The 23,865-nt window shown below is 35.1% G+C and carries 17 protein-coding genes; 12 read left to right on the top strand and 5 right to left on the bottom strand.

The window, feature by feature from the left end:
• The first annotated feature begins 19 nt into the window (after nt 1-19).
• Nucleotides 20-3,157, top strand: a complete 3,138-nt coding sequence (locus H593_RS0110245; RefSeq protein WP_028872367.1) for an efflux RND transporter permease subunit — start codon at nt 20-22, stop codon at nt 3,155-3,157.
• Nucleotides 3,158-3,162: 5 nt separating this feature from the next.
• Nucleotides 3,163-4,578, top strand: a complete 1,416-nt coding sequence (locus H593_RS0110240; protein WP_028872366.1) for an efflux transporter outer membrane subunit — start codon at nt 3,163-3,165, stop codon at nt 4,576-4,578.
• Between the two features lie 273 nt (nt 4,579-4,851).
• On the opposite strand, the gene H593_RS0110235 is transcribed toward H593_RS0110240, so the two are convergent.
• Nucleotides 4,852-6,201 (bottom strand): carboxypeptidase-like regulatory domain-containing protein, encoded by a 1,350-nt coding sequence (locus tag H593_RS0110235; protein WP_037052028.1) that lies wholly within the window; start codon nt 6,199-6,201, stop codon nt 4,852-4,854.
• 119 nt (nt 6,202-6,320) lie between these two features.
• Here H593_RS0110235 and H593_RS0110230 point away from each other — a divergent pair, with 119 nt between their 5' ends.
• The gene (locus H593_RS0110230) at nt 6,321-6,716 is read left to right on the top strand and encodes a hypothetical protein (protein ID WP_028872364.1); all 396 of its coding nucleotides are present in this window, start codon (nt 6,321-6,323) and stop codon (nt 6,714-6,716) included.
• Between the two features lie 256 nt (nt 6,717-6,972).
• On the opposite strand, the gene H593_RS0110225 is transcribed toward H593_RS0110230, so the two are convergent.
• Complete coding sequence (locus H593_RS0110225; RefSeq protein WP_028872363.1) at nt 6,973-7,974, bottom strand: NAD(P)H-dependent glycerol-3-phosphate dehydrogenase; 1,002 nt, start codon at nt 7,972-7,974, stop codon at nt 6,973-6,975.
• Nucleotides 7,975-8,125: 151 nt separating this feature from the next.
• Between H593_RS0110225 and H593_RS0110220 the strand changes: the two genes are divergently transcribed.
• From H593_RS0110220 to H593_RS20490, 8 genes are all read left to right on the top strand, one after another.
• Nucleotides 8,126-9,076: a hypothetical protein gene (locus tag H593_RS0110220; protein ID WP_028872362.1), complete on the top strand. Its 951-nt coding sequence runs from the start codon at nt 8,126-8,128 to the stop codon at nt 9,074-9,076.
• Between the two features lie 204 nt (nt 9,077-9,280).
• Entirely contained in the window at nt 9,281-9,778 is a 498-nt protein-coding gene (gene lysM / locus H593_RS0110215) for a peptidoglycan-binding protein LysM (RefSeq protein ID WP_028872361.1), read from the top strand.
• Between the two features lie 219 nt (nt 9,779-9,997).
• Nucleotides 9,998-10,534, top strand: coding sequence for a Riean_0653 family protein (locus H593_RS0110210; RefSeq protein ID WP_028872360.1), 537 nt, complete (start codon nt 9,998-10,000; stop codon nt 10,532-10,534).
• An 81-nt stretch (nt 10,535-10,615) separates the two neighbouring features.
• Complete coding sequence (locus H593_RS21250; RefSeq protein WP_028872359.1) at nt 10,616-13,834, top strand: T9SS type A sorting domain-containing protein; 3,219 nt, start codon at nt 10,616-10,618, stop codon at nt 13,832-13,834.
• A gap of 356 nt (nt 13,835-14,190) precedes the next feature.
• Nucleotides 14,191-15,945 carry an aspartate--tRNA ligase gene (gene aspS, locus H593_RS0110200; RefSeq protein ID WP_028872358.1) on the top strand — a complete coding sequence of 585 codons (1,755 nt, stop codon included), beginning with the start codon at nt 14,191-14,193 and terminating at the stop codon, nt 15,943-15,945.
• Between the two features lie 45 nt (nt 15,946-15,990).
• On the top strand, nt 15,991-17,769 hold the full coding sequence (locus H593_RS0110195; protein WP_028872357.1) for a chloride channel protein: 1,779 nt from the start codon (nt 15,991-15,993) through the stop codon (nt 17,767-17,769).
• 11 nt (nt 17,770-17,780) lie between these two features.
• Nucleotides 17,781-18,017, top strand: coding sequence for a hypothetical protein (locus H593_RS0110190; RefSeq protein WP_028872356.1), 237 nt, complete (start codon nt 17,781-17,783; stop codon nt 18,015-18,017).
• A gap of 154 nt (nt 18,018-18,171) precedes the next feature.
• Nucleotides 18,172-18,279 (top strand): cold-shock protein, encoded by a 108-nt coding sequence (locus H593_RS20490; RefSeq protein ID WP_084142306.1) that lies wholly within the window; start codon nt 18,172-18,174, stop codon nt 18,277-18,279.
• 220 nt (nt 18,280-18,499) lie between these two features.
• Here H593_RS20490 and H593_RS0110180 read toward each other — a convergent pair whose 3' ends face one another.
• Complete coding sequence (locus H593_RS0110180; RefSeq protein ID WP_028872355.1) at nt 18,500-18,949, bottom strand: nucleoside deaminase; 450 nt, start codon at nt 18,947-18,949, stop codon at nt 18,500-18,502.
• A 71-nt stretch (nt 18,950-19,020) separates the two neighbouring features.
• On the opposite strand from H593_RS0110180, the gene H593_RS0110175 reads away from it, so the two are divergent.
• Nucleotides 19,021-20,799, top strand: coding sequence for a 1-deoxy-D-xylulose-5-phosphate synthase (locus tag H593_RS0110175; protein WP_028872354.1), 1,779 nt, complete (start codon nt 19,021-19,023; stop codon nt 20,797-20,799).
• Here the strand turns inward: H593_RS0110175 and H593_RS20820 are convergent.
• Both H593_RS20820 and H593_RS0110165 read right to left on the bottom strand, forming a co-directional pair.
• Nucleotides 20,777-20,947 carry a hypothetical protein gene (locus tag H593_RS20820; protein WP_157588821.1) on the bottom strand — a complete coding sequence of 57 codons (171 nt, stop codon included), beginning with the start codon at nt 20,945-20,947 and terminating at the stop codon, nt 20,777-20,779. The two genes, H593_RS0110175 and H593_RS20820, sit on opposite strands and share 23 nt — an antisense overlap.
• Nucleotides 20,948-21,079: 132 nt before the next feature.
• Complete coding sequence (locus H593_RS0110165; protein WP_028872353.1) at nt 21,080-23,860, bottom strand: T9SS type A sorting domain-containing protein; 2,781 nt, start codon at nt 23,858-23,860, stop codon at nt 21,080-21,082.
• Between the last annotated feature and the right edge of the window lie 5 nt (nt 23,861-23,865).

Genomic DNA, 23,865 nt, shown 5'->3' with positions numbered 1-23,865 from the left:
AACTCAAAATCTATTTGTCATGTTAAAAACATTTATTGAGAGACCTGTTCTTTCAACCGTAATATCTATTATAATAGTGATGCTTGGGGTTTTAAGTATCACAAATTTACCAATAGAGGAATACCCAGATATCGCACCGCCGACTATTAAGGTATTAGCTTCTTACCCAGGAGCCAATGCAGAAACCGTATTAGAGAGTGTAATTATCCCCATTGAGGAACAGATTAATGGTGTAGAAGGCATGACCTATATTACATCAACAGCATCTAACAATGGTACCGCTGAAATTACTGTTTACTTTGATCAAAATACCGATGCAGATATTGCTGCAGTTAATGTTCAAAACCGTGTTGGTAGAGCAAATCCATTGTTGCCACAAGAGGTAAAACAAACTGGTGTTACTACTCAAAAGCAGGAAACAAGTGCATTAATGTTCTTATCTATGTATACAGATAGTGAAGATTATGACGCAACTTTTATTCAAAACTATTTAAAAATAAATGTTATACCTGCTATGCAACGTGTGAAAGGTGTTGGTGACGTAAGTGTCTTTTCACAACAAGATTACGCCATGCGTGTGTGGTTAAAGCCAGAAAAACTAGCAGCATACAGTTTAATCCCATCAGATATTACAGCTGCTTTGCAAGAACAGAATTTAGAGGCAGCGGCAGGTTCTTTAGGACAAAATAATGGTGAAGCGTTTTCGTATATTTTAACCTATAGTGGTCGTTTTAAAGAAGCAAAACAGTACGGAGATATTGTCATCAAAGCTTTAGGTGACGGAGAGTTTTTGCGTCTAAATGACGTGGCGACTATAGAACTCGATGCGCAGTCTTATTCTTCAAATGCAGAAAGTTTAGGAAAACCCGCTGTGTTTATGGGTATTTTTCAAACCAAAGGTTCTAACGCGCAAGAAATTATTGAAGATATTAAAGCCACTTTAGAAACGGTTAAAAAAAATTTACCAGAAGGATTACATATTTTTGTGCCTTATGATACTAGTTTATTTTTAAACGCTTCGATTGATAAAGTAGTTACAACCTTACTTGAAGCCTTTTTACTAGTATTCCTAGTCGTATTTATCTTCTTACAAGATTTCCGTTCAACCTTAATTCCTGCAATTGCAGTACCCGTTTCTATTATTGGAACGTTCTTTTTTCTTAGTGTTTTTGGGTATTCTATTAACTTATTAACGCTATTTGCATTAGTTCTTGCCATTGGTATTGTAGTAGATGATGCCATAGTCGTTGTTGAAGCCGTCCATGCAAAATTAGATGAAGGTGAAAAAAATCCAAAAAAAGCAACGCTAAAAGCAATGAACGAGATTTCTGGAGCCATTATATCTATTACATTGGTTATGGCTGCGGTATTTATTCCCGTCACTTTTATAACAGGTCCAACTGGGGTCTTTTATGAGCAGTTTGGAGTTACGTTAATTATTGCAATTCTTATTTCGGCTGTAAATGCCTTAACATTAAGTCCAGCATTGTGTGCTTTGTTGTTAAAAGCACACAAAAATGATGAGGCGCTAAAAGGGAAAAATCCATTACAACGGTTTTATGCATTATTTAATAGAGGATTTAATGCTACTTTAAAAAGATATGGCCAATCTCTTCATATTTTATACAAAAGAAAATGGATATCAGCAGTATTATTACTAATAGTTATAGTAGGAATTTTTTGGGCTTCAAAAACGATACCTACTGGTTTTGTTCCCAATGAAGATAGAGGAATTATATTTGCAAATATAGAATTGCCACCGGGGGCTACTTTAGATAGAACGGATGCTGTAACTAAAGATTTATACGCAAAAACGAGCGAAATCCCAGGAGTCGTAGGTGTCTCTTTCATAAAAGGAAGGAGTTTAATCAGTGGAGCTGGTAGTAACTATGCCATGGGATTTTTAAAACTTGAAGATTGGAGTGACCGTAAAGACCCCTCATTATCGTCAAAAGCGATCGTTGGCCAACTATTTGGTATTGCTTCAACCCTACCAGAAGCAAATATTATTTTCTTTGCACCACCGAGTATTAGAGGGTTTGGGAACTCTGCTGGTTTCGAAGTCAACTTATTGGATAAGTTTGGAGGGGAATTTAGTGATTTGGATAAAGCAAATCAAGAGTTTAGTATGGGGTTAATGAAGCATCCAGAAATACAATATGCACAATCCTCTTTTAACACGAAGTATCCACAATATGAAATGGATATAAATGTCCCTTTAGCAAAAGAAAAAGGCGTACCGATTAACAGCATTTTCTCAACGCTGCAGGGCTATATTGGAGGGGTTTATGCATCAGATTTCTCAAGATTTGGAAAGCAATTCAGAGTCTATATTCAATCCTTACCTGAAGATAGAGCAGATGTTGATGATTTAAATAGTATGTATGTTAGAACCGATTCGGGTGAAATGGCGCCAATTACACAGTTTTTAAGTCTTAAGCGCGTGTATGGCCCACAATCAGTAACACGATTTAACTTATTCAACTCAACAACAATTACAGGGGCAACCAACCCAGGGTTCAGTACTGGTGATGCCATTAGAGTTATTGAAGAAGAGGTTAAAAATCTTCCGAGTAATTACACTATTGCGTATTCGGGATTAACACGTGAGGAGGTAAATGCAGGAAACCAAACGACGTTTATCTTTGTCTTAAGTATTCTGTTTGTTTACTTTTTATTAAGTGCTCAGTACGAAAGTTACTTGTTGCCATTTGCAGTTATATTATCCCTGCCATTCGGGGTTTTTGGCGCCTATATAAGCACGAAATTTTTTGGATTGGAAAATAATATCTATTTCCAAATTGCCTTAATAATGCTGATTGGATTACTCGCAAAAAATGCCATTTTAATAGTGGAGTTTGCCATACAAAGACGTAAAAATGGAGAACCTATTGTTGAAGCCGCTATAAATGGTGCAAAAGCACGTTTACGTCCGATTTTAATGACCTCCTTTGCCTTTATTTTAGGATTAATGCCATTGGTGTTAGCCACAGGTGTTGGTGCCGAAGGAAACAACTCTATTGGCACAGGTGCCGCAGGAGGAATGTTGATAGGCACGATTTTAGGAGTCTTTGTAATACCTATATTATTTATCTTATTTCAGTGGTTACAAGAAAAAGTATCGCGTCAACCAGCAACACAAACTATTGAAGAATAAAAACTATGAAATCAACAAACAAATATAAATTTTTCAGCAAAGCTATTCTCGTTTTATTAGTCGTGTTAACACTACAAAGTTGTTTTGTAACAAAAGATTATGTGAGACCAGAATTAGTAGAAACAGAAAACTTGTTCAGAACAGATAATTTGCCAACAGATAGTGTATCTATTGCAGATGTATCTTGGAAAACATTATTTACAGACCAACTCCTTCAACATTATGTTGAAGAAGGTTTGCAAAATAATATGGATGTTCGGATTGCAATTCAGCAAATGATCGCTGCGGAAGCCTATGCAAAACAAGGAAAAGCAGGTTATTTACCATCGGTTGGTATCGGGGCAAATGCGACACATCAAGAACTCTCTAAAAATAGTCAATTTGGGTCTTTATTTGAAGAAGCCATAGATCAGTATGATGTTACTGCAAATCTCTCTTGGGAAGCCGATATTTGGGAAAAAATAAGAAGTAATAAAAGGGCAACACAAGCCGCTTATTTACAAAGTGTCTCAGGACATCAAGCTGTAAAAACACAGTTAATTTCCAGTATTGCAAACACCTATTACAATTTATTAGCCTTAGACGCACAATTAGAAGTCACTAAGCAAACCATTACAACCAGAGAAAGTAGCGTAGAAACTATTAAGGCTCTAAAAGATGCAGGTCAAGTGACGCTGGTTGCAGTAGACCAAAACATAGCACAATATAATAATGCTAAAGCTTTACAAGTAGATATTGAAATCGCTATTTTTAAAACAGAAAACACACTTAGTATTTTATTAGGAACAGTACCGCAACATTTCGAAAGAAGTCGTTTGGATATCCAAAAAATAGAACAAGATATAACACTTGGAGTGCCAGCAAAGTTACTTAGTAACAGACCAGATGTTATGGCTGCGGAGTATGGTTTAATTCAGTCTTTTGAGCTCACTAATGTGGCTAGAAGCAACTTTTATCCGTCGTTAACATTAACAGCTTCTGGAGGTTTTCAAAGTTTAGAATTGGATAATCTACTGACTGTAAACTCATTATTCGCAAATATTCTTGGGGGCTTAACACAGCCACTTTTTAATCAGAGAAGGTTAAAAACACAAAAAGAAGTTACTTTAGCACAACAAGAGCAATCCTTACTTCTATTTAAGAAAACGTTGTTAGTTGCAGGAAGTGAAGTTTCTAACGCATTATTTTCTTATGAATCTGAAACTAAAAAATTCAAGTTTAGAAAGAATGAAGTAGAAGCATTACGCGCAGCCGAAGCCAATTCTGAAGAGTTACTTAAAAACGGTTATGCAAACTACTTAGATTTATTAACAGCAAGAGAGAGTGCTTTAATAGCAGAACTTAATATTATAGATAGTCAACTACAGCAATTAGTAGCTATTGTAGATTTGTACGAAGCACTTGGTGGTGGGTGGAGATAAAACAAATTAAGATACTATTAAAGAAGACTTATCTAGGCACCTTGTTCTTTTAACATCAAAAGTCTCATGAGGAACAATTATTCTAATTCTTATTTTGAATCGTTTATTAGTTTTGAACAACTAAAACAGACATCGACATTCCAAAAGTAGAAGACGTGTTCCTCGCAGTAGTTCCACAATAACAGCCAGAATTTAAAATTAATGCTTGTACTATATTTATAATAAAAAATAAGGGTGTACTAATTGTATAATCTATAGTTTAATAATTTTGAATTAGAACCCTTTAGAGTTATTAGGTTTCGTCTTATAAAATTCATTCAGATCTATGACATACGACTTTGATGACGCTGCTATGGTATTACTATTTTCGGTAAAACCGCCAACGATATAAAGCTTATTTTGATAGTAATGTAATTTAGAATTTTTGAGCTTCAAATTAATATTATATTCCTCTAAAGTTTTAGTAATTGTATCATAAGTGAGTAATTTTTCATCGTTAAAGATATATATGATATTGTCATGAGTTGTTAATCCTGGTTGTTCCATCTCATCAAATAAATCACCCTCATTTGTCCAAGCTCCAGTGTTGATATTATAAGATTCAATAGTTTTTAGTGGGCGTCCGTCATTTCCTCCAATAAGATATATTTTATTATCGATAAGGACCCCTTGAGTTTCTTTTGCAAATGTCATTTTGGCGAGCTCATACCACATTCCAGAAGTTATATTGTATATGTGCGCTTCATCTGTAAAGACTTTTTCTCCATTTCTTTTTAATTTAGTAGATCCACCCATGACGATAATATTATCTTGATAGGTAAACGATGCAAAATTAATCGCTTGATGGGGATTAGTATCATCAATTGTAATCGCTTTTGAACCTAAATCAAAAACTTCAATTTTATCATCTAAATACTCGTATTTCTGGCTAGCAGATAGTCGTTTTCCACCTAAGCTATAAAGGCTATTATCAAAACGATTTAGATTTTGAAAGGCGCGTTTTCTAAATTTGGTTTCAGAGACAGACCACGTATCATTATCAATATTATAAATCTGTAATTTATTAGTATAGGCTTCATGATTAAAGCCGCGCTGTAATTCTTTAAGCAGATTGCCAAACGAGGCTTCAGGTAAGTCATTTACCACTTCAAGCGCTCTTTTTCCAGAATCCTCTACATAGGATGAATTTCCTGATATCACATAGATGTAATTGTTTATAATTTGAGATCCAAAGGCATAAACTCCAATTTTTAGTGCTGCTAATGTCTTATAATTAATGTTTGTCTTTAAGTTCTTAGAGGTCTTGATTACTATTACATCTAGACTTTCCAATTTTTTAGAGAGATAAACTACGGTTTTAGTATTTGTGAATTTGGTTAGGGCGATGTTCTTAGTATGATAGCCAATTAGAGAAAATTGTAAACTATCTGCTTTAGAAGTTATAGATTCTATTGTTAATTTGAATGTGCCAAAAGCATCAGTAATTGTTCCTTTAGATTCCTTTTCAAAATAGACCGTTACATCTTCAATGGGTTTATTAGTTTCAATATCAAGAACAATCCCACTGAAGTTTTGAGCTGCTATTAACTGCGAAAGGAATAAAAACACTATAGTGAGTCTCATGTAATACATTTAAGTTTGGAGGTATCCATTAACGAAGTTCGATTATTTTAACAACACTATCAAAAACTTAACATTAAGCTTTAATTTTGTGCCAAAGTAAAATGAAACCTTAAACTAAGATGAAAAAAGACATCCATATTCCAAAAGTAGAAGACGTGTTCGTTGCAGTAGTTCAAGAACAGCATCCGGAATATAAGACAGATGACTGGAACGCTTACATCATCAACAATAAAGATGTAGATTTAGATACCATTTTGATTGTGTCAAAAGGCTATTCCGAAGAAAAAGTAACGCCTGTAATGCGTCATACCATCAAACATCTACCAGCGAGAAGCTATTCAAAGATTGAGTTTATGCAAAATGATGTGCTCAAATTAAATAATGAGTTTAAAATCACATTTTTTGAAGGCAATCAAATGTTAGACAAAATCTATTTGTTTAGAAAGAATACTATTAATGTAAAAGCTTTACAGACGATTCCTTTAATGCAGTTGAAAGGTGTTTTGGTGAAGTAACCAATTCCTGCGAAGGCAGGAATCTCGTAGTAAGTGAACCTATATTTTATATTTGACTGAAGTAAATTGATTAGTGCGTTAGGGATTGAAGTAGCGTCCTTTTGCTTTTTGCAAAAGATATAGCGTAAAGCGCGACCTTTAGGTAACGCTGTAAAATCATTTTGAAATCTTATTGCCTTTGGTTTCCAACCAAAAGCACTGAATAATTACTGTTCTTAACATGGACCCACGAGACTCCTGCCTATGCAGCAATTGATCAATCCAACTTATCAGTCAATTTAGTAAACACCTTTTTTGGATTTTTATTCTCATAAAGAATCTCATAAACAGCGTCAATAATAGGTGTTTGTGTTTTTGACTTATTCTTTTGATTAAGGTCATGAGCACTTTTTGTAGCATAATAACCCTCAGCAACCATACTCATTTCCATTTGTGCCGATTTAACGGTATAGCCTTTACCAATCATGTTTCCAAACATGCGATTACGTGAAAATGTAGAGTAACCGGTTACTAGTAAGTCACCTAAATACGCTGAGTTATTTATATTGCGTTTCATTTTATGCATTTTTTTAATGAAACGCTTCATTTCACGAATGGCATTACTCATCAATACACTTTGGAAATTATCACCATAACCCAAACCATGGGCCATACCAGCAGCAATAGCATAAATGTTTTTAAGCATTACAGCATATTCTGTTCCAATAACATCATCGCTAATTTTTGTTTTGATATAGTCACTAGACAGTGCATCGGCTATAGTTTGCGCTTTTTTAGCATCATCGCATGAAATTGTTAAATACGATAAACGTTCTAGAGCGACTTCCTCTGCATGGCAAGGTCCAGCAATAACTGCAATATTCTCAAAGGGAATATTATACACATCATGAAATTGTTCACCTACTAATTTTCCGGTTTCGGGCATAATCCCTTTTACTGCTGAAACGATGGTCTTATTTGAGATATCTACAGTGAGTTTTTGTAATTCGGTATGAATAAATGCCGATGGAATCACAAAAATTAAAATATCTGCCCATTCCGCAATTTCGTTGATGTCATTACTTAATTTGAGCTGTTCGGTTTTAAATTCTACAGAGCTTAAATAACTAGGATTGTGCTGTTCTTTTAGCAAGTGTTCTTTTGTATAAACACTTCGCATATACCAACCCACTTCATCTAAGTTTTCGCAAAGCATTTTTACAATGGCTGTTGCCCAACTTCCTGCTCCAAATACTGCGTAATTTAATGACTGACTCATATATAGTGTATCAATTGTGAGTAGTATAACTCATCTTATGTTCATCCAAAAATAAGCATTTTATGTCCTTTTTCCGAAGAGAAAACGCATAGACTTTTATTTTGGCACGTGTTTTGAATCTTATCTCATAGAAATCACAAAACGAAAGATTATGAAGATGATAAAACTACTTTTAGGTTTTGCTTTAACAGCAACATTGTTTACGTCCTGTTATACTGACGAATTCATCGTAAACGACTTTAACAACAATGCAGGAATTACTTTGAATCAATTATTGGACTCCCACGAGTTGTGGTATGTTGATATCAATCAAACCTTAGGAAACGATGAAACACCTTTCTTAAATATAGCGTTCACCATATCATTTAGAAATGGTGTTTTATATGCGAATAACAACTTAGTGGGTTTTGGTAATCAAGGTAACGGTTTTGGGATTGATTTAGGTGTTTACGATGCCTATAATAATATTTTAGATATTAATCATGATATTGATGGATTCCAAAGCTTTGATGTCTTTCAAATTGATAACAATACTATAGAATTGTATAACCCTTTTAATGATACCTCATATTTTTTAAATGGATACCAAAGAAATAATTTTGATTATGACTTTGTATTCTATGATAACATTCATTATTTTTTAAAAGAATATGAAGCTTGGGAGAAAACGTATACAAGTCAAATGGGAGCCATCAATGAATTTGACAATGAGAACTACCTTCAGTTTTTAGCTGGTGGTAATGACTCAGAGTTTAGGAGTTCTCAAGATACTAATATTGGTAATCCAGATGCTATTTACTGGGATTATACAGGGGTTTACGGCGTAGGAGATGTGAGTGGTAATATGTACTTAAAAACATTAACACTAGATTATGATTTCTTTGACAATGAATACTTCGAGTTGAGCGTTATCAATGATCAAAGGATAGAATTATTTCATCCGTCATCTGAAACTGTGTATGAGTTTACTGGACGAGGATATATTCAATTCTTAAGACAAACAGATACGACAGGAAAGCGTATTGAAGGTAAAAAAGAATTAAAAAAACGTAAGCAGAAAACTGCTAAAAAAGAGAACCCAAGGGTCAATACAAGGAGCTAGATTTGGTTGGTTATTTAGTCTCCAAAGACGTCCAACTCATTAATTTGAGTTGGACGTTTTCTTTTGACTAAGATCTTCTTTTCTACGGAAATGTAACTTCATTATTAAAATCGTATCCAAAACAGCGCGTTGGACGTATAATTGGAATTCATAAAGAAATTCGCCAACTTTACATCTATTAACATTAACTAAAGTCAAATAATTATGGGATTATTTTCATTTATTAAAAATGCAGGCGCTATGGTCTTTGGAATAGGAAGAGCAGCCGACGAAGAAACTATAGAAACTAGTAAAGAAGTAGATGCAACAGAATTACGACTAGAAGAAGCTGCAGCAAGAAATATGGAGGAGACTATTACTGATCTAGAATTACAAGTAGAAAATTTAAGTGTGTTTGTTGATGACGATATGGCTAAAGTATCAGGATTAGCGTATGACCAAGCAACCAAAGAGAAAATAATCTTAGTAATTGGTAATACAGCAGGTATTTCTTCAGTAGATGATCAGATGACTGTTGAGCATGTAGCGCCAGAAGCTCAATTTCATGCCGTTGTAAGTGGAGATACTTTAGGTAAAATAGCAAAGTATTACTACGGTAACGCCATGAAATACCCAGAAATTTTTGAAGCTAACAAACCAATGCTATCAGATCCTGATAAGATTTATGTAGGACAGGTTTTACGTATTCCTAATTTGGATTAAAGCCTCCTCTAGCTCCTCCAAAAGAGAAGAACCTGACTCATTTTCACTTTGAGTAGCGAATGAGTTGAAAAGATAAGAGCACAACGTTATGTTGTGCTTTTTTTGTGTGCTTAGTAATTAATATTTAACAATTTATTAATAAAAAGTACGGAAAAACCGTAATCAAAAGTCTAGGCAATTTCCTACATTTATAGAAATTTAAAACTAAATCTAATACTAATGAAAAAGACAATATTATATCTATGCTTATTATGTCTCACCATTGTAACAAGTTGTAACAACGATGACGACCAACCACAAGATCCTATAAGCCAATTACCGCCTGCAACACAAACGGGAGAACGTACATTTGGTGCTTTACTAGATGGAGAACCGTTTATACCAAGGGGTGGTATTAATCCTTTAGATTGCGTCTATCAATCCGTTAACGGAGAGTATTATTTTGGATTACAAGGGAATAAAAGAAATGATAATAATAACTTAATCTTAATAGGATTAGGTACTAATAACTTAGAGATTGATGAAAACATTACATATGCATTAGCAGGAAATGTTCCTGCTAATGCATTTGGTACATATGCATTAGGAGGAACATTTTCAGAAACAAATACAATAAATGCAGGACAATTATCAATAACCCATCTTGATTTGAATGCTTACACTGTTTCTGGCACTTTTTGGTTTGATATAATTGATCAAAATGGAAATTTAAGACAAATCAGAGAAGGTCGTTTCGATATGCCATTCACAAATTAAAATGAAAAAGCCCAGCTGTAACTGGGCTTAACTTGAATACAGACTCACTACATTATTAATCTATAAACAAAAATCAAATTTATGAAAATTTTTACTTATTTACGCAGATTTTTTCTGTGTGTACTATTAGGACTAAGCTTAAGTCTCAATGCGCAAACCGTATCCCACAATTTTAAAAACACCATTAATAATGTCTTTGCAGGAGTAGATCTTGACAAAGTTCCTCATGATTTATTACTAGATTATGCTATGGAGTTTGTAGATATCCGCTCCTATAAAGGTGTGGCAAATGATACTAATTATGTACATAAAGGAATCTATACCTCAGGTTATAATACCTTGTTAATGGCTCGTACTAAAACAAACGTTGCAGGTTTGGTGAACCCTAATCAGTTTGAAAATAACTGGAATGCAGAACGTACACCTTATACCATCGCACTTTCTGGTTTATATTACAAATACTCAAGAATACGTGAGAATGCGCACCCAAATGCAATTAGAGTAAGTAGAAATAGGCTTTATGATAAATATGATAAAGGCGTATGGCAAAACCCTTATGAGACTGCTGATGTATTTATGATGACTGCTCCAATACTTTATTACAACTACAAAAACATGGAGGTCAAATTGCCTGCAAATTTGTGGTACACCAACCAAAGCACACAAGTACAAAGTATCGCTGTAGATTTTAATGACGGTAACGGTTACCAAACACTTACTATAGGACAGAGTGTAAATGTGAGTTACGCCAATGCAGGTACCTATGATTGGGATTATAAAATAACTATAGCAGGTAATCAAACATTATATAGCCATAGTAAACTTATTGTTGGTGATCAAACTGCTCCGATAGGTATCGGAAACTCTGGAGGACTGAAACGCCTCGTTACTGAATCTTGTGACCCATCAAACCCTCTAGGTTTGTTGTACGACCAATTTGAATTTCAAGGCACGCAAACATTTGATGGCGTTGCGAACTCCGCAACCATACAAATTGCTTATAATAGCGGAAACTTTTGTGACGATATTACAAACCCACTTATTGTTGCCGAAGGTTTTGAAAGCGGTCTATTGGGAAATGAAAATCCTTTGGGTGAAAATGATATTGGAAACTTTATTACTGAAGCATCTTTTCAAGCAGGAAATCTAGGCGCAGAAATAGCCAACTATGACATTATTTATGTAAACTGGGATCAAGGTAGAGATGATTTGAGGCGCAATGCCTTATTATTAGAAGATATTATAGAGTGGGTCAATGATACCAAAACAGACCCAAACATACAAAACGTAGTTCTCGGTCAAAGTATGGGTGGTGTTATTGCGCGTTATGCTTTGGCAGATATGGAAGACAACCAAAACCTAGATCACGATACAAGTCTCTACATTAGCCATGATGCACCACACCAAGGTGCTAATATCCCTTTGGGGATACAATTTTTAGCAAGACATTTATCAGATCAGTTTGTAAGTACACCGGTAGGGGACTTTGATCTGCCTGCTGCAGGTGGTGGTTCAGTAACTATTAGCGATATTCAAGATGTATTCAATAGTCCTGGTACACGTCAACTTTTGAGTAATACTATAAATGGTAATTTTAATATAGATAATGCAGCTTTTGATACATGGCAAGCAGACTTACAACTACTCGGTTATCCTACACAAACTAGAAACATTGCAATTAGTAATGGGAGCCATTGCGCTAATTTTCAGGAATTAGGAGTACAACAAGAACTACTATTTTTAAGTGGTGATATAGAACCAACTATTTTACTAGATATAATAATCAACTATTTCCCTTTATTAATATTTGGAGAAAATATTGGATATGCTGCTTTAGCTATTATACTAGATGATCCAGCATATTTAGCAGGATTGCTACCCGGTAGAACTAATCTCAATGCAAGGTTTGAGGCAAAGACATTACCAAATAACGGACAGACAGCAAATATCTATAAAGGACGTATTCGTATCACAAAAAAAATAAATTTTCTGCTTTTTACCTTAGCTTATAATATTAATATTACTAATCGGGAGGAAGACAATCCAAGTACAGTACAACTCCCGTTTGATTCTTATCCCGGAGGTTTCTATCCAGTTTCTTTTGACCTTGCCAGCATAAATGACGAATCGATAAATAATTGGTTGGTCAATCTTAATTTAACTGGTAGATCGGCAAATAGTTTTAACTTTATATCCACACCAACAGCTCTAGATGTTGGAGGAGGAAATACAACGCTTAATAATGCTGATTATTTAATAAGATATAATGCAGAAAACCCACCAACTGGAAGTAAAGCTATACCTTTTGATAATTTTACCACATCTTTAAACAATGGTAATACTAATGAAGCACATATATCCTTTAACCCTAGAAATGGAGATTGGCTAGCAGCAGAGTTAAGTGCTGTAATTCCAAATTACAATTTTGATTGTACGTTTATTTGTGATAATAATGGTACAATCTCAGGTCCAGGATTACTTTGCAATACCGCTAATTACTCAGTTGATATTCCTGCAGCAACCGATATAGATTGGACCATTACTCCCGCAAATGCAGCTACCATTACCGAGAATATGTTTGATGTAACGCAGATTACAATAACTAGAGCTGGAGGTTACAATGGTACTGTTACTTTAAATGCCTCAGTAGATACGAATCGTTGTGGTAATAATATATCTTTCAATAAAACAATACATTTTGGTCGGCTTACAGTTAATGGTTCAGTGCTGGTAACAGGTGATAGTGATTTATATCCTGGCCCAACTGATTCTGCTGTTTTTACAGTAAATACTTCTAATGTACGAGTATGGAACTCTATAGATTGGGTAATCTTTAGTAACTCCTATCCTAATGCTTCAATTAATTTTAATATCCAATCCACTGGTGGTAGTGGTAATACCGTTGTGGTTACTGCAAATTCGTCCACACCAGAGGGTAATTACACGATTCAAAGTAGAGTGACCAATAGTTGTGGCTTTTATCCAGTTAATAAAACGTTTTATGTTAATGAAGCTGGAGACCCACAATTTTATCCTCGAATGGCAACTAATTATAGTGTATATCCCAATCCATCCAAAGACATCGTACATATAGATTTGGTAACAAACGAGAAAGAACAAACCCAAGAAAACACTAAAGTCTCTGGAGAATTATTTGATGTGCTTGGTAAATCAAAACTTAAAGTTGATATGCAGCGTAATGGTGCTCAATTTAATGTGTCTAGATTACATCCAGGTGTTTATGTGCTCAAAATTTATGTAGGTGAAAATATCGAAACGCATCAGGTTTTGGTGAAATAGAAATTAACATAAAATAAGAGTATTAGGCTAATTATAAGTTCAAAAAGCATAACATAGCGTTGTGCTTTTTTTAATATTTAGTAAATTGTTTTGGAATTAATAATGTTTCATAATTATTTTGTTTGTTTTATTGTTACCTAGAACGTTACTGAAATGGGAATATATTGTCTTTGAAAGTAGCTTATGTAGTAAAACGAAATGTCTTTGGAAATACGAATTTTAAGAGGTTTCGACTGCGCTCAACCTGACATTGAATATAAAACTTCTTATTTCATTCAATTAAACCCATTAACTTATTAAATTTGCAACCGGTAAACACCAACGCATTTTAATAGAGGTGTCCTAATTATTTTATTATGTACAGAAGTCACAATTGTGGTGAGTTAAGAGCATCACATATCAATACAGAAGTTACCCTTTCTGGTTGGGTTCAAAAATCTAGAAATAAGGGTTTTATCATTTGGGTCGATCTTCGTGATCGTTACGGGATGACGCAACTTGTTTTTGATGAAGAGCGCACACCAAAAGAAATGATGAAACGTGCCGAAGATTTAGGTCGAGAATTCGTTGTCCAAGTCAAAGGAAAAGTCATTGAGCGTGCCTCTAAAAATCCTAATATGCCAACTGGTGATATTGAGATTCTAGTATCTGAATTAACGATTCTAAACAAATCAAAATTACCACCGTTTACGATTGAAGATGATACAGATGGTGGTGAAGAATTACGTATGAAATATCGTTATCTCGATATTCGTCGCAATCCAGTAAGAGAGAACTTGATTTTTAGACATAAAGTGACTCAAGAAGTGCGGAATTATTTGTCTCAGGATGGGTTTATAGAGGTAGAAACACCGTATTTAATAAAGTCAACACCAGAAGGTGCGCGTGATTTTGTAGTGCCTTCAAGAATGAATGCTGGTCAGTTTTATGCCTTGCCACAATCGCCTCAAACGTTTAAGCAATTGCTTATGGTTGGTGGTATGGATAAGTATTTTCAGATTGTAAAATGCTTTAGAGATGAAGATTTACGAGCTGATAGACAGCCTGAGTTTACTCAGATTGACTGCGAAATGGCATTCATTGATCAAGAAGATATTTTAAATACATTTGAAGGGTTGACACGCCATTTACTTAAAGAAGTGAATGGCGTTGAGTTTGAAAAGTTCCCAAGAATGTTGTATGACGATGCGATGCGTCTCTACGGAAATGATAAACCAGACATCCGTTTTGGAATGGCCTTTGGAGAATTGAACGCTGTTGCGCAACATAAAGAATTCGGCGTATTTAATGCTGCAGAATTAGTTGTCGGTATCGCAGTACCTGGTGGGAATAGCTATACTAGAAAAGAAATCGATAAATTAATTGATTGGGTAAGGCGTCCACAAGTTGGTGCTTTAGGCATGATATACTCTAGATGTAACGATGATGGAAGTTTCAAATCCTCTGTAGATAAATTTTACGACCAAGATGATTTAGCAAAATGGGCAGAAGTTACCGGAGCAAAAGCTGGAGATTTAGTTTGTGTGCTTTCAGGAAATGCCAATAAAGTGAGAGCGCAATTAAGTGCTTTACGTATGGAATTAGCAGAACGTTTAGGATTAAGAGATCCTAAAGTTTTTGCGCCATTGTGGGTTATGGATTTCCCGCTTTTAGAATGGGATGAAGATTCAGAGCGTTTTCATGCCATGCACCACCCATTTACATCACCTAAACCGGGACAGTTAGAATTATTGAAAACAAACCCAGGAGATGTGAAAGCCAATGCTTACGATTTAGTCCTTAACGGAAACGAGATTGGTGGAGGTTCTATTCGTATTCATGATAAAGAAACGCAAGCGTTAATGTTTGAATATTTAGGGTTTACACCAGAAGAAGCAGAAGCACAGTTTGGATTCTTAATGGATGCATTTCAATATGGAGCGCCTCCTCATGGAGGACTCGCTTTTGGATTGGATAGATTGGTTGCCATTCTTGGCGGACAAGAAACCATTCGAGATTTTATCGCCTTCCCAAAAAACAATAATGGTCGTGATGTGATGATAGATGCACCTGCACCAATTGATGATCAACAACTAACAGAGTTGAGTTTAAAACTCAACTTAAAATCATAACTACTAAATCCTGCGTTTTGCAGGATTTTTTAGTAGTTTTAATCCATGCCAATCAAACCATTCATAAAGCGTTTACTTATTTTGCGATATAAATATATTTCGCAAAAAAACTTCGTGTTTTTACTCGCGATGCTCGTTGGGTTATTGTCTGGATTAGTGTCTGTAACGATAAAGAATATTACCTACGGGATTCAATGGATTCTTGAGCATCTCGTTATTGTATCTCGTAACAGTATTTATTTTATTCTGCCCATAATTGGACTTGGGCTAGTCTATTTATTTGTGAAATATGTATCCAAACAAAAGATTGAACATGCAATCCCTAGTATTCTTTTTTCATTGTCAAAAAAGAACGGTTTGCTCAAACGAAGTAAAATTTATTTACCATTAATTACCGCACCTTTAACTGCTGGTTTTGGAGGTTCGGTTGGGTTACTTGGTCCTGCGATTGCTTCTGCTTCTGCGGTGAGCTCTAATATAGGTCAGTTATTTCATGTAGACAGAAAGACGAGAACTTTGCTCATCGGTTGTGCGGCAGCTGGCGCAATTGCGTCTATTTTTCAATCGCCAATAGCAGCGATTATTTTTGCGATAGAGGTGTTTAGTCTAGACTTAACTTTTGCATCGTTATTGCCATTATTAATCGCTTCGGTATCTTCTGTATTGACGTCTTATTTTTTCGTCGGAAATGGTGTGCTTTTCAATTACAATATAGCGACTCCATTTGTATTGAGAGATACTTTGTTTTTTATTGTATTAGGTATAGGAACCGGTATTGCATCCATCTATTTTTCTAAGATGTATTTTGCAGTTTATAAGTTTTTTGAACGCTTTAAAACCAGTGGACAAAAACTCATCGTTGGCGGTTTGGCCATCGGTGTGATGCTGTATTTTATACCGCCACTGTATGGTGAAGGCTTCGGGTTTATCAATGATTTACTCGATGGAAATCATTTGCATGCACTAGGTAAAACGCCTTTTGATGATTATCTTGATAATATCTGGGTGGTCATTGCCTTACTGTTTGGGATTACTATTTTCAAAGCTATTGCGATGACGACAACATTTGCAGCAGGTGGAGCGGGAGGAATTATCATTCCAACTATGGTAATGGGGAGCGCCTTAGGCAATGTAGTGGCAAAAATCATTAATAATATTGGCTTAGGTTTTCAGGTGTCGGAATCTAATTTTACACTCCTTGGGATGGCAGGATTAATTGCAGGTGTACTTCATGCACCACTGACTGCTATTTTCTTGATTGCCGAAATTACTGGTGGTTACCAATTATTTGTGCCCTTAATGATTACAGTTTCTATGTCGTTTATTATCACAAAAAGCGCAGTAGAACACACGATTTATACTAAAGAACTTGCCGAAAAAGGAGATCTCTTGACGCATGATAAAGATCAATCGGTTTTAACATTAATGGAACTTGATAGTGTTATTGAGCAGGATTTTACAATTCTAAATCCTGATATGTCGCTTGGTGAGATGTTGCTTAAAGGAGTTTCAAAATCCAGTAGAAATTTATTTCCTGTAGTAGATGAAAATGGATATCTCGTTGGGATTATTTTATTGGATGATATAAGAACAGTCATGTTTGATCAATCGCTTTATGAAACGACTTCCGTTGAGACATTTATGCATAATCCACCAGATTATATTTATTATGAAAGTGATTCTATGAAAGAGGTGATGCGTAAATTTCAAGATAGTAGTGCTTGGAATCTTCCCGTTATTAAAAAAGGAAATTATTACGGATTTGTTTCAAAATCAAAGTTATTGACTGCTTACAGACGGGAATTGATTAATTTTACATCCTAAATCTAAATATAATGAAGTACTTTATTCTTATTGCTTTTTTAGCGTCTATGGGAAGTATATTATGTGGCTATATATTGGAGGTTGAATATGCTCAAAAGCTAATTGGTTTTGGTGTTTTAGGTCTCTTTTTAGTCGCTTTTCCTTTGTTTGCATATCATACCTGGAAAGGTAAAAATCTTAAGGATTATATGCTCACACAAGAGAATCTTGATAAGATGAGAGATAATCAGAAAAGAGGAAAGCATTAATATAATGTTACAATTTTAGATCTTTAAAATTTCCGAAGTTAATTACACCGGTTAGGCTCAATTTCGAGCTATGGAGATAAAAAAATTACAATTTATTAACATGCCTAATTATTTTAAATTTTACCTTTATATCTTAATTAATACATTTTTTAGAATGACTGGAACAGTTAAATTTTTTAATGACTCAAAAGGGTTTGGATTCATTACCAACGAAGAAGAAGGAAAAAAAGGAGTGGTTGCAGCTAATGTGCAAGTTCTCTAAGAGACATACTTTATTGTAGTTTTAGCGGCTAACGAGAGTTAGGCGTTTTTTTTGTCTATTGTTTTTGAGTTGTCAAAGCGTTTAAACAAGCATCGATGTGATTAGGCTGTAATCATTGATTTTATTTGATGAATGCCTGGATATAAATATTTCAGTTGTTGCTTTATTCAAGGCGTTTCTAAAATCGGTTCACCCTGTAAGAAATCTTATTTTTTTAGTTTCAATTCAAATTGCGCTTTTCAATAAAAAAGCGTTTTAATAAAGCCGAAGCCTCTTCAGCTAAAACACCGCCAGTCATTTTAGTTTTGGGATGTAATTTTGTGTCTAAAGCAATGCAACCACGTTCTTCATCGCGTGCACCATAGACAATTTTAGAAACTTGACTCCAATACAAAGCACCTGCACACATTTGACAGGGTTCTAAAGTCACGTAAAGTGTGCAATTGGTTAAATACTTTCCACCTAAAAAATTAGCTGCTGCTGTGATGGCTTGCATTTCGGCATGTGCAGTGACGTCATTTAAAAGCTCAGTGAGGTTATGCGTTCTCGCAATGATTCTGTCTTTTATAACGATGATTGCGCCTACTGGAATTTCACCTTTATCAAAAGCTTCTTCTGCCTCTTGTAAGGCTTTTTTCATGTAATAGGTGTCGTCAAAAGGATTTTCCATAGTTGTAAATGTAAAAAAATTCAAATAATTATAGTCATAGAAATGAGTGTCAATTGTCGTATTTTTGTTAAATGGCTTCTTCTATTTTAGAACATATCAATTTCCCTAAAGATTTAAGACAATTAAATCCTAATGAGCTGCCTCAACTCGCTAAAGAGTTACGCGAGTTTATTATAGATATCGTGGCCACTAAAGAGGGACATCTTGGTGCAAGCCTTGGTGTTGTAGAATTAACGCTGGCATTGCACTACGTTTTTGATACACCCAAAGATCAACTTATTTGGGATGTTGGTCATCAAGCTTATGGTCATAAAATACTCACTGGTAGAAAAGATGATTTTCATACGAATAGACAGAAGCATGGTATAAGCGGTTTCCCTAATCGTGATGAGAGTGCGTATGATACGTTTGGTGTTGGACATTCGTCCACATCAATTTCGGCAGCATTAGGAATGGCAATTGCGTCGCAGTTAAAAGGAGAAGATAAACAGCATATTGCGGTTATTGGTGATGCTTCTATTGCTAGTGGAATGGCTTTTGAAGGCCTTAATCATGCAGGAGTGACTACTGCTAATTTATTAGTAATATTAAACGATAATGCAATTGGTATTGATCCAAGTGTAGGCGCATTAAAACAATATTTAACTAATGTTAAAAAAGGGAAAGAAAAGCAAGATAATATCTTTGAGGCTTTAAACTTTAATTACTCTGGACCTGTTGACGGTCATGATTTACCATTGTTAATTGCAGAATTAGAGCGATTGAAATCGGTTAAAGGGCCTAAATTTCTTCATGTAATTACCACTAAAGGAAAAGGTTTAAGACAAGCAGAGGACGATCAGGTTAGGTACCATGCACCTGGTAAATTTGACGCTTTTACAGGTGATATCCTTCCGAAGAAAACAGAAGTACAACCACCAAAATTTCAAGATGTATTTGGTCATACCATTGTAGAACTTGCCAAAATGAATACAAGTATTGTGGGGATAACACCTGCGATGCCTACAGGGAGTTCTTTGAAGTATATGATGGAGCAAATTCCTGATCGCGCTTTTGATGTTGGTATTGCAGAGCAACATGCTGTGACTTTATCTGCTGGTATGGCAACACAAGGATTGACCGTGTTTTGTAATATCTATTCTACATTTTTGCAGCGTGCTTATGATCAGGTAATTCATGATGTGGCTATACAAAATCTTCCTGTGATTTTCTGTCTAGATCGTGCTGGTTTGGTTGGAGAAGATGGTGCGACGCATCATGGTGTTTTTGATTTAGCATATTTAAGATGTCTTCCAAATTTAATTATTTGTGCACCTCGGAATGAAATTGAACTACGCAATATCATGTATACAGCTCAATTAGGTTTAAAGCATCCTATTGCTATTCGTTATCCCAGAGGTCGCGGAACTATTATTGATTGGAAACAGCCTTTTTCAGAACTTAAAATAGGTAAGGGGATTCAGCTTAAAAAAGGAAATAAGCTTGCTGTATTAAGTTTAGGTGCTATTGCAACTCAAGTAAAAGAGGCTATCTCAATATGTGAGTTTAGTGATGCGATATCACATTATGATATGCGTTTTGTGAAACCGTTAGATGAAAACTTGTTACATGAGATCTTTAAAACATATGAAGAAATCGTAACTATAGAAGATGGTGTTATTACAGGAGGTTTTGGAAGTGCAGTTCTAGAGTTTGCGGCATTGAATGGGTATACAATGCCCATTAAGTTGTTAGGAGTTCCAGATATATTTATAGAACATGCCTCTGTAAAACAACAACATCAATCCATTGGGATTGATGTTGAAAGTTTAATTATGTTGTTGAGTTCTATTGCGCTTCGTCTACAGTAGCAATACTCGGCTGTTCGTTGGTTTCATAGACCTCTACGGTGTTTTGTTTTGGTTCTTGATTACCATTCGTTGTAATATCATTTAGCACCAATAAAAATGCCAGTGTTACAAAAAATATAACTGTAGCTCCTAGAATTTGTTTCTTCATAATAGTAGGTTTTAAAGATTTGGGTTAATCAAATATATATAAATATCGCTTAAATACAAATTTATTCGACGAAATGCATAAAATAAAAAAGGGAACCGTAAGGCTTCCTTTGTTATTTTATAGCTATTTTGTTTATTTGATTATGATTTTCTTAGTTTCAGAATAATTATTCACGCTAATAGTAATAAAGTACATACCAGCGTTTAAATTAAGATTAACATTGGTGTTAGACGTTGAGATATGCGATTTAGTGTCATAAACCTTTTGTCCATTGATGTTAAATACTGTGATATCAGCATTTCCTAAATCACGTTCAGATTTAACTGTAATCTGTCCGTTAGAGATCGTAGGGAATAGTGTTACTACGTTAGTATTAAATTCGCTTTCCAAAACACTTAATGCTTGCGATGTAAATTGACTCGTGAAAAAGCCGCGACCAAATGTAGTTGCTAAAATTGTATCATCTGATGCTTTTACATCTAAATCAGTAACCACCACATCACTCATGCCATTAAATGCTTGAACCCATATAGGGTTTGCTACAGTATAATCAGGAGTTGCCCATACACCTAGTTCTGTACCAATAATAAGTTCTTGGGGAATTAATGGGTTTTGGAGAATACAACGCACTGGTAAGTCAGGTAGGTTTCCTTCAATACCTGTCCATGTTATTCCTGCATCATCAGTAAACCAGATGCTTTGAACACCGTAGTTATACATGGTAACAAAAATTTCTTGTTCACTTTGACCAAATTCAATATCAGAGATGCTACCTACAAAATCTATACTATTTATTCTTGTAAAAGTGGGATTGTCTAAATCTGCAAAATTCCCACGTAACAGCCTACCACTTCTTAATCCAACAAATAATGTTGAAGATGTCGTTGTAAAAGGAGACACCTTTAAGGCGCTTGGTGTTGAATTAAACTGTCCCGATGTAATTAAAGTATTATCAGTTGGCAGACCACCTGGTAAGAATTCTGAAATTCGTTCTATAGCATTACCATTTGAACTATTTGAGGCATCAGTATATAAAATATCTAAGTTTTTATCCAATGTCACTTGATTGATAAAACTACCTCCTCCAAATGTGGAAAGATTTGCTCCATTTGTAAAGCTAGGATAGTTGAAAAATATAGAGGTGTTTCCAGGATATGTAGTAATCACATAATCACCATCAGCACTAAATTCTGTAAATCCTCCGTCTCCACCAAGAGGGTCAAAAAAACCATTTGCCCCTGGAACAGCATTATTTACAAATTGAGTACCGTTATCTTGTGTCCCTCCGGCTAAATTAGTATTAGCAGATGCTTCATCAATAGAGCCAGAATAAAATTGAATCGTATTATAATCTTTATTTCTACTTTCAATTCCGTCTGTATTACCAACAGAGTTGGCTAAGTCTGCAGAATAATAAATACCGCCATCATTACCAAGAACAGCTTCAGTTCCGTTAGTTCCAGGTCTAAATACGATAGCGTGTTGATCTGCGTGTACTAAAGGTACTTGTAAATTCGCTAAATTATTGTTGTTTGACCATTTCGAAATTTGTGACCACGTGGTACCAGAGTTATTAGTGACAAATAAATTTATTCCTCCTACATATAAATTACCATTTGCGTCTGCTTCAAGAGGTAAATTATAGAATGCCTGATTTCTTGTATAATCTGTTGCTGGAATCCCGGCGTCAACATCGTTTGGTTCATTTACGACTGAAATATTACCACCAGTGGCAAACGCATCGGTAGTCATAAAAATATCAGCCTGGCCACCTATATTACATACCAACCAAAATATATTTGGATTAGTTGGGTGTGGTTCTAATTCCGTTCTTCTTGAAGCGCCAAAACCGCGTATAAAATTAAATGTGATTCCATCATTTGATCTCCAGAGATCGCCTCCGCCTTGACCAAACTCGTTAGACGTTGTGGTGAGCCAAATATTATTATTGACATCAATTTCTATATCATTAGGGTTTTTGTAAGTACCATTAGTGAATTGAATATCAAAACGTGTCCATGTGTCTCCATCATCAATAGATTTATATAGGCCTCTGCTATTTGAGCCTAGAAAATTATTTGGAGCTGAAGCTTCAACATATCTACCACTAGGAAAGGCAGCATACAACTCTGTAACACCACCATTATCTCTAGCAACAATATCACTAACATAGAAGATTCCATCAACGTTTTGTCCACCGTTACTAACACCTGTAAATCCACCAATTACATTTTCCCAGGTAACACCTGCATCTAATGATCTATACACACCTCGTCCAATAACAGCGCCATCTGCTCCAATATAAGGTTCTCCAGAACCTACATACATTTTATTACTATCGTTTGGATCTGAAACGATAACGGTTACAGCAATGTTGTTTTGTACACCAGGAATTAAAGTCCAAGAAGATTCTGGATCTATAATATTATCATTTACCCACAGTCCTCCAGAAACACCACCTGCAAAAACTCGTGTATAATCATCTGCTGGATTAGCATTGTTTATGTCATTTGGGTCAAACATAATTCCTCTAGTACGACCACCTTGATTGTTCGGGCCTCTATCAACCCATGGGTTTGAATTATCGCCTCCAACACCTCTCAGTGCTGTTCTTTGTTCTCTTAATTCTTCCTGAACGGTTATTGCTAACTCAGGCATTGGTCTACCAGTTGATGGATCCATGGTTAATTCCCATATTTGCTCATTATAAGCATTTGGTGGTAACCCTAGAGCTTTTCTTTCTTTTTTGGATAATTTTTGACTTTCTTTATAAGGACTCTTTTCTAAATGTGATAAGTGTTGATCTTTTAGGTTTTCAACGGTTTTATCTTCCTCAAAATTTGATTTTACAACCACTACAGTTATTAAAAATAAGGCACAGAGAGTTGTGACAATAAATAATTTTCTTTTCATATCTT

The sequence above is a fragment of the Psychroserpens burtonensis DSM 12212 genome (assembly GCF_000425305.1).
GTDB lineage: Bacteria > Bacteroidota > Bacteroidia > Flavobacteriales > Flavobacteriaceae > Psychroserpens > Psychroserpens burtonensis.
The sequence above is the reverse complement of the archived record's forward strand: the minus strand, read 5'-3'. Positions and strand labels throughout refer to the sequence as shown.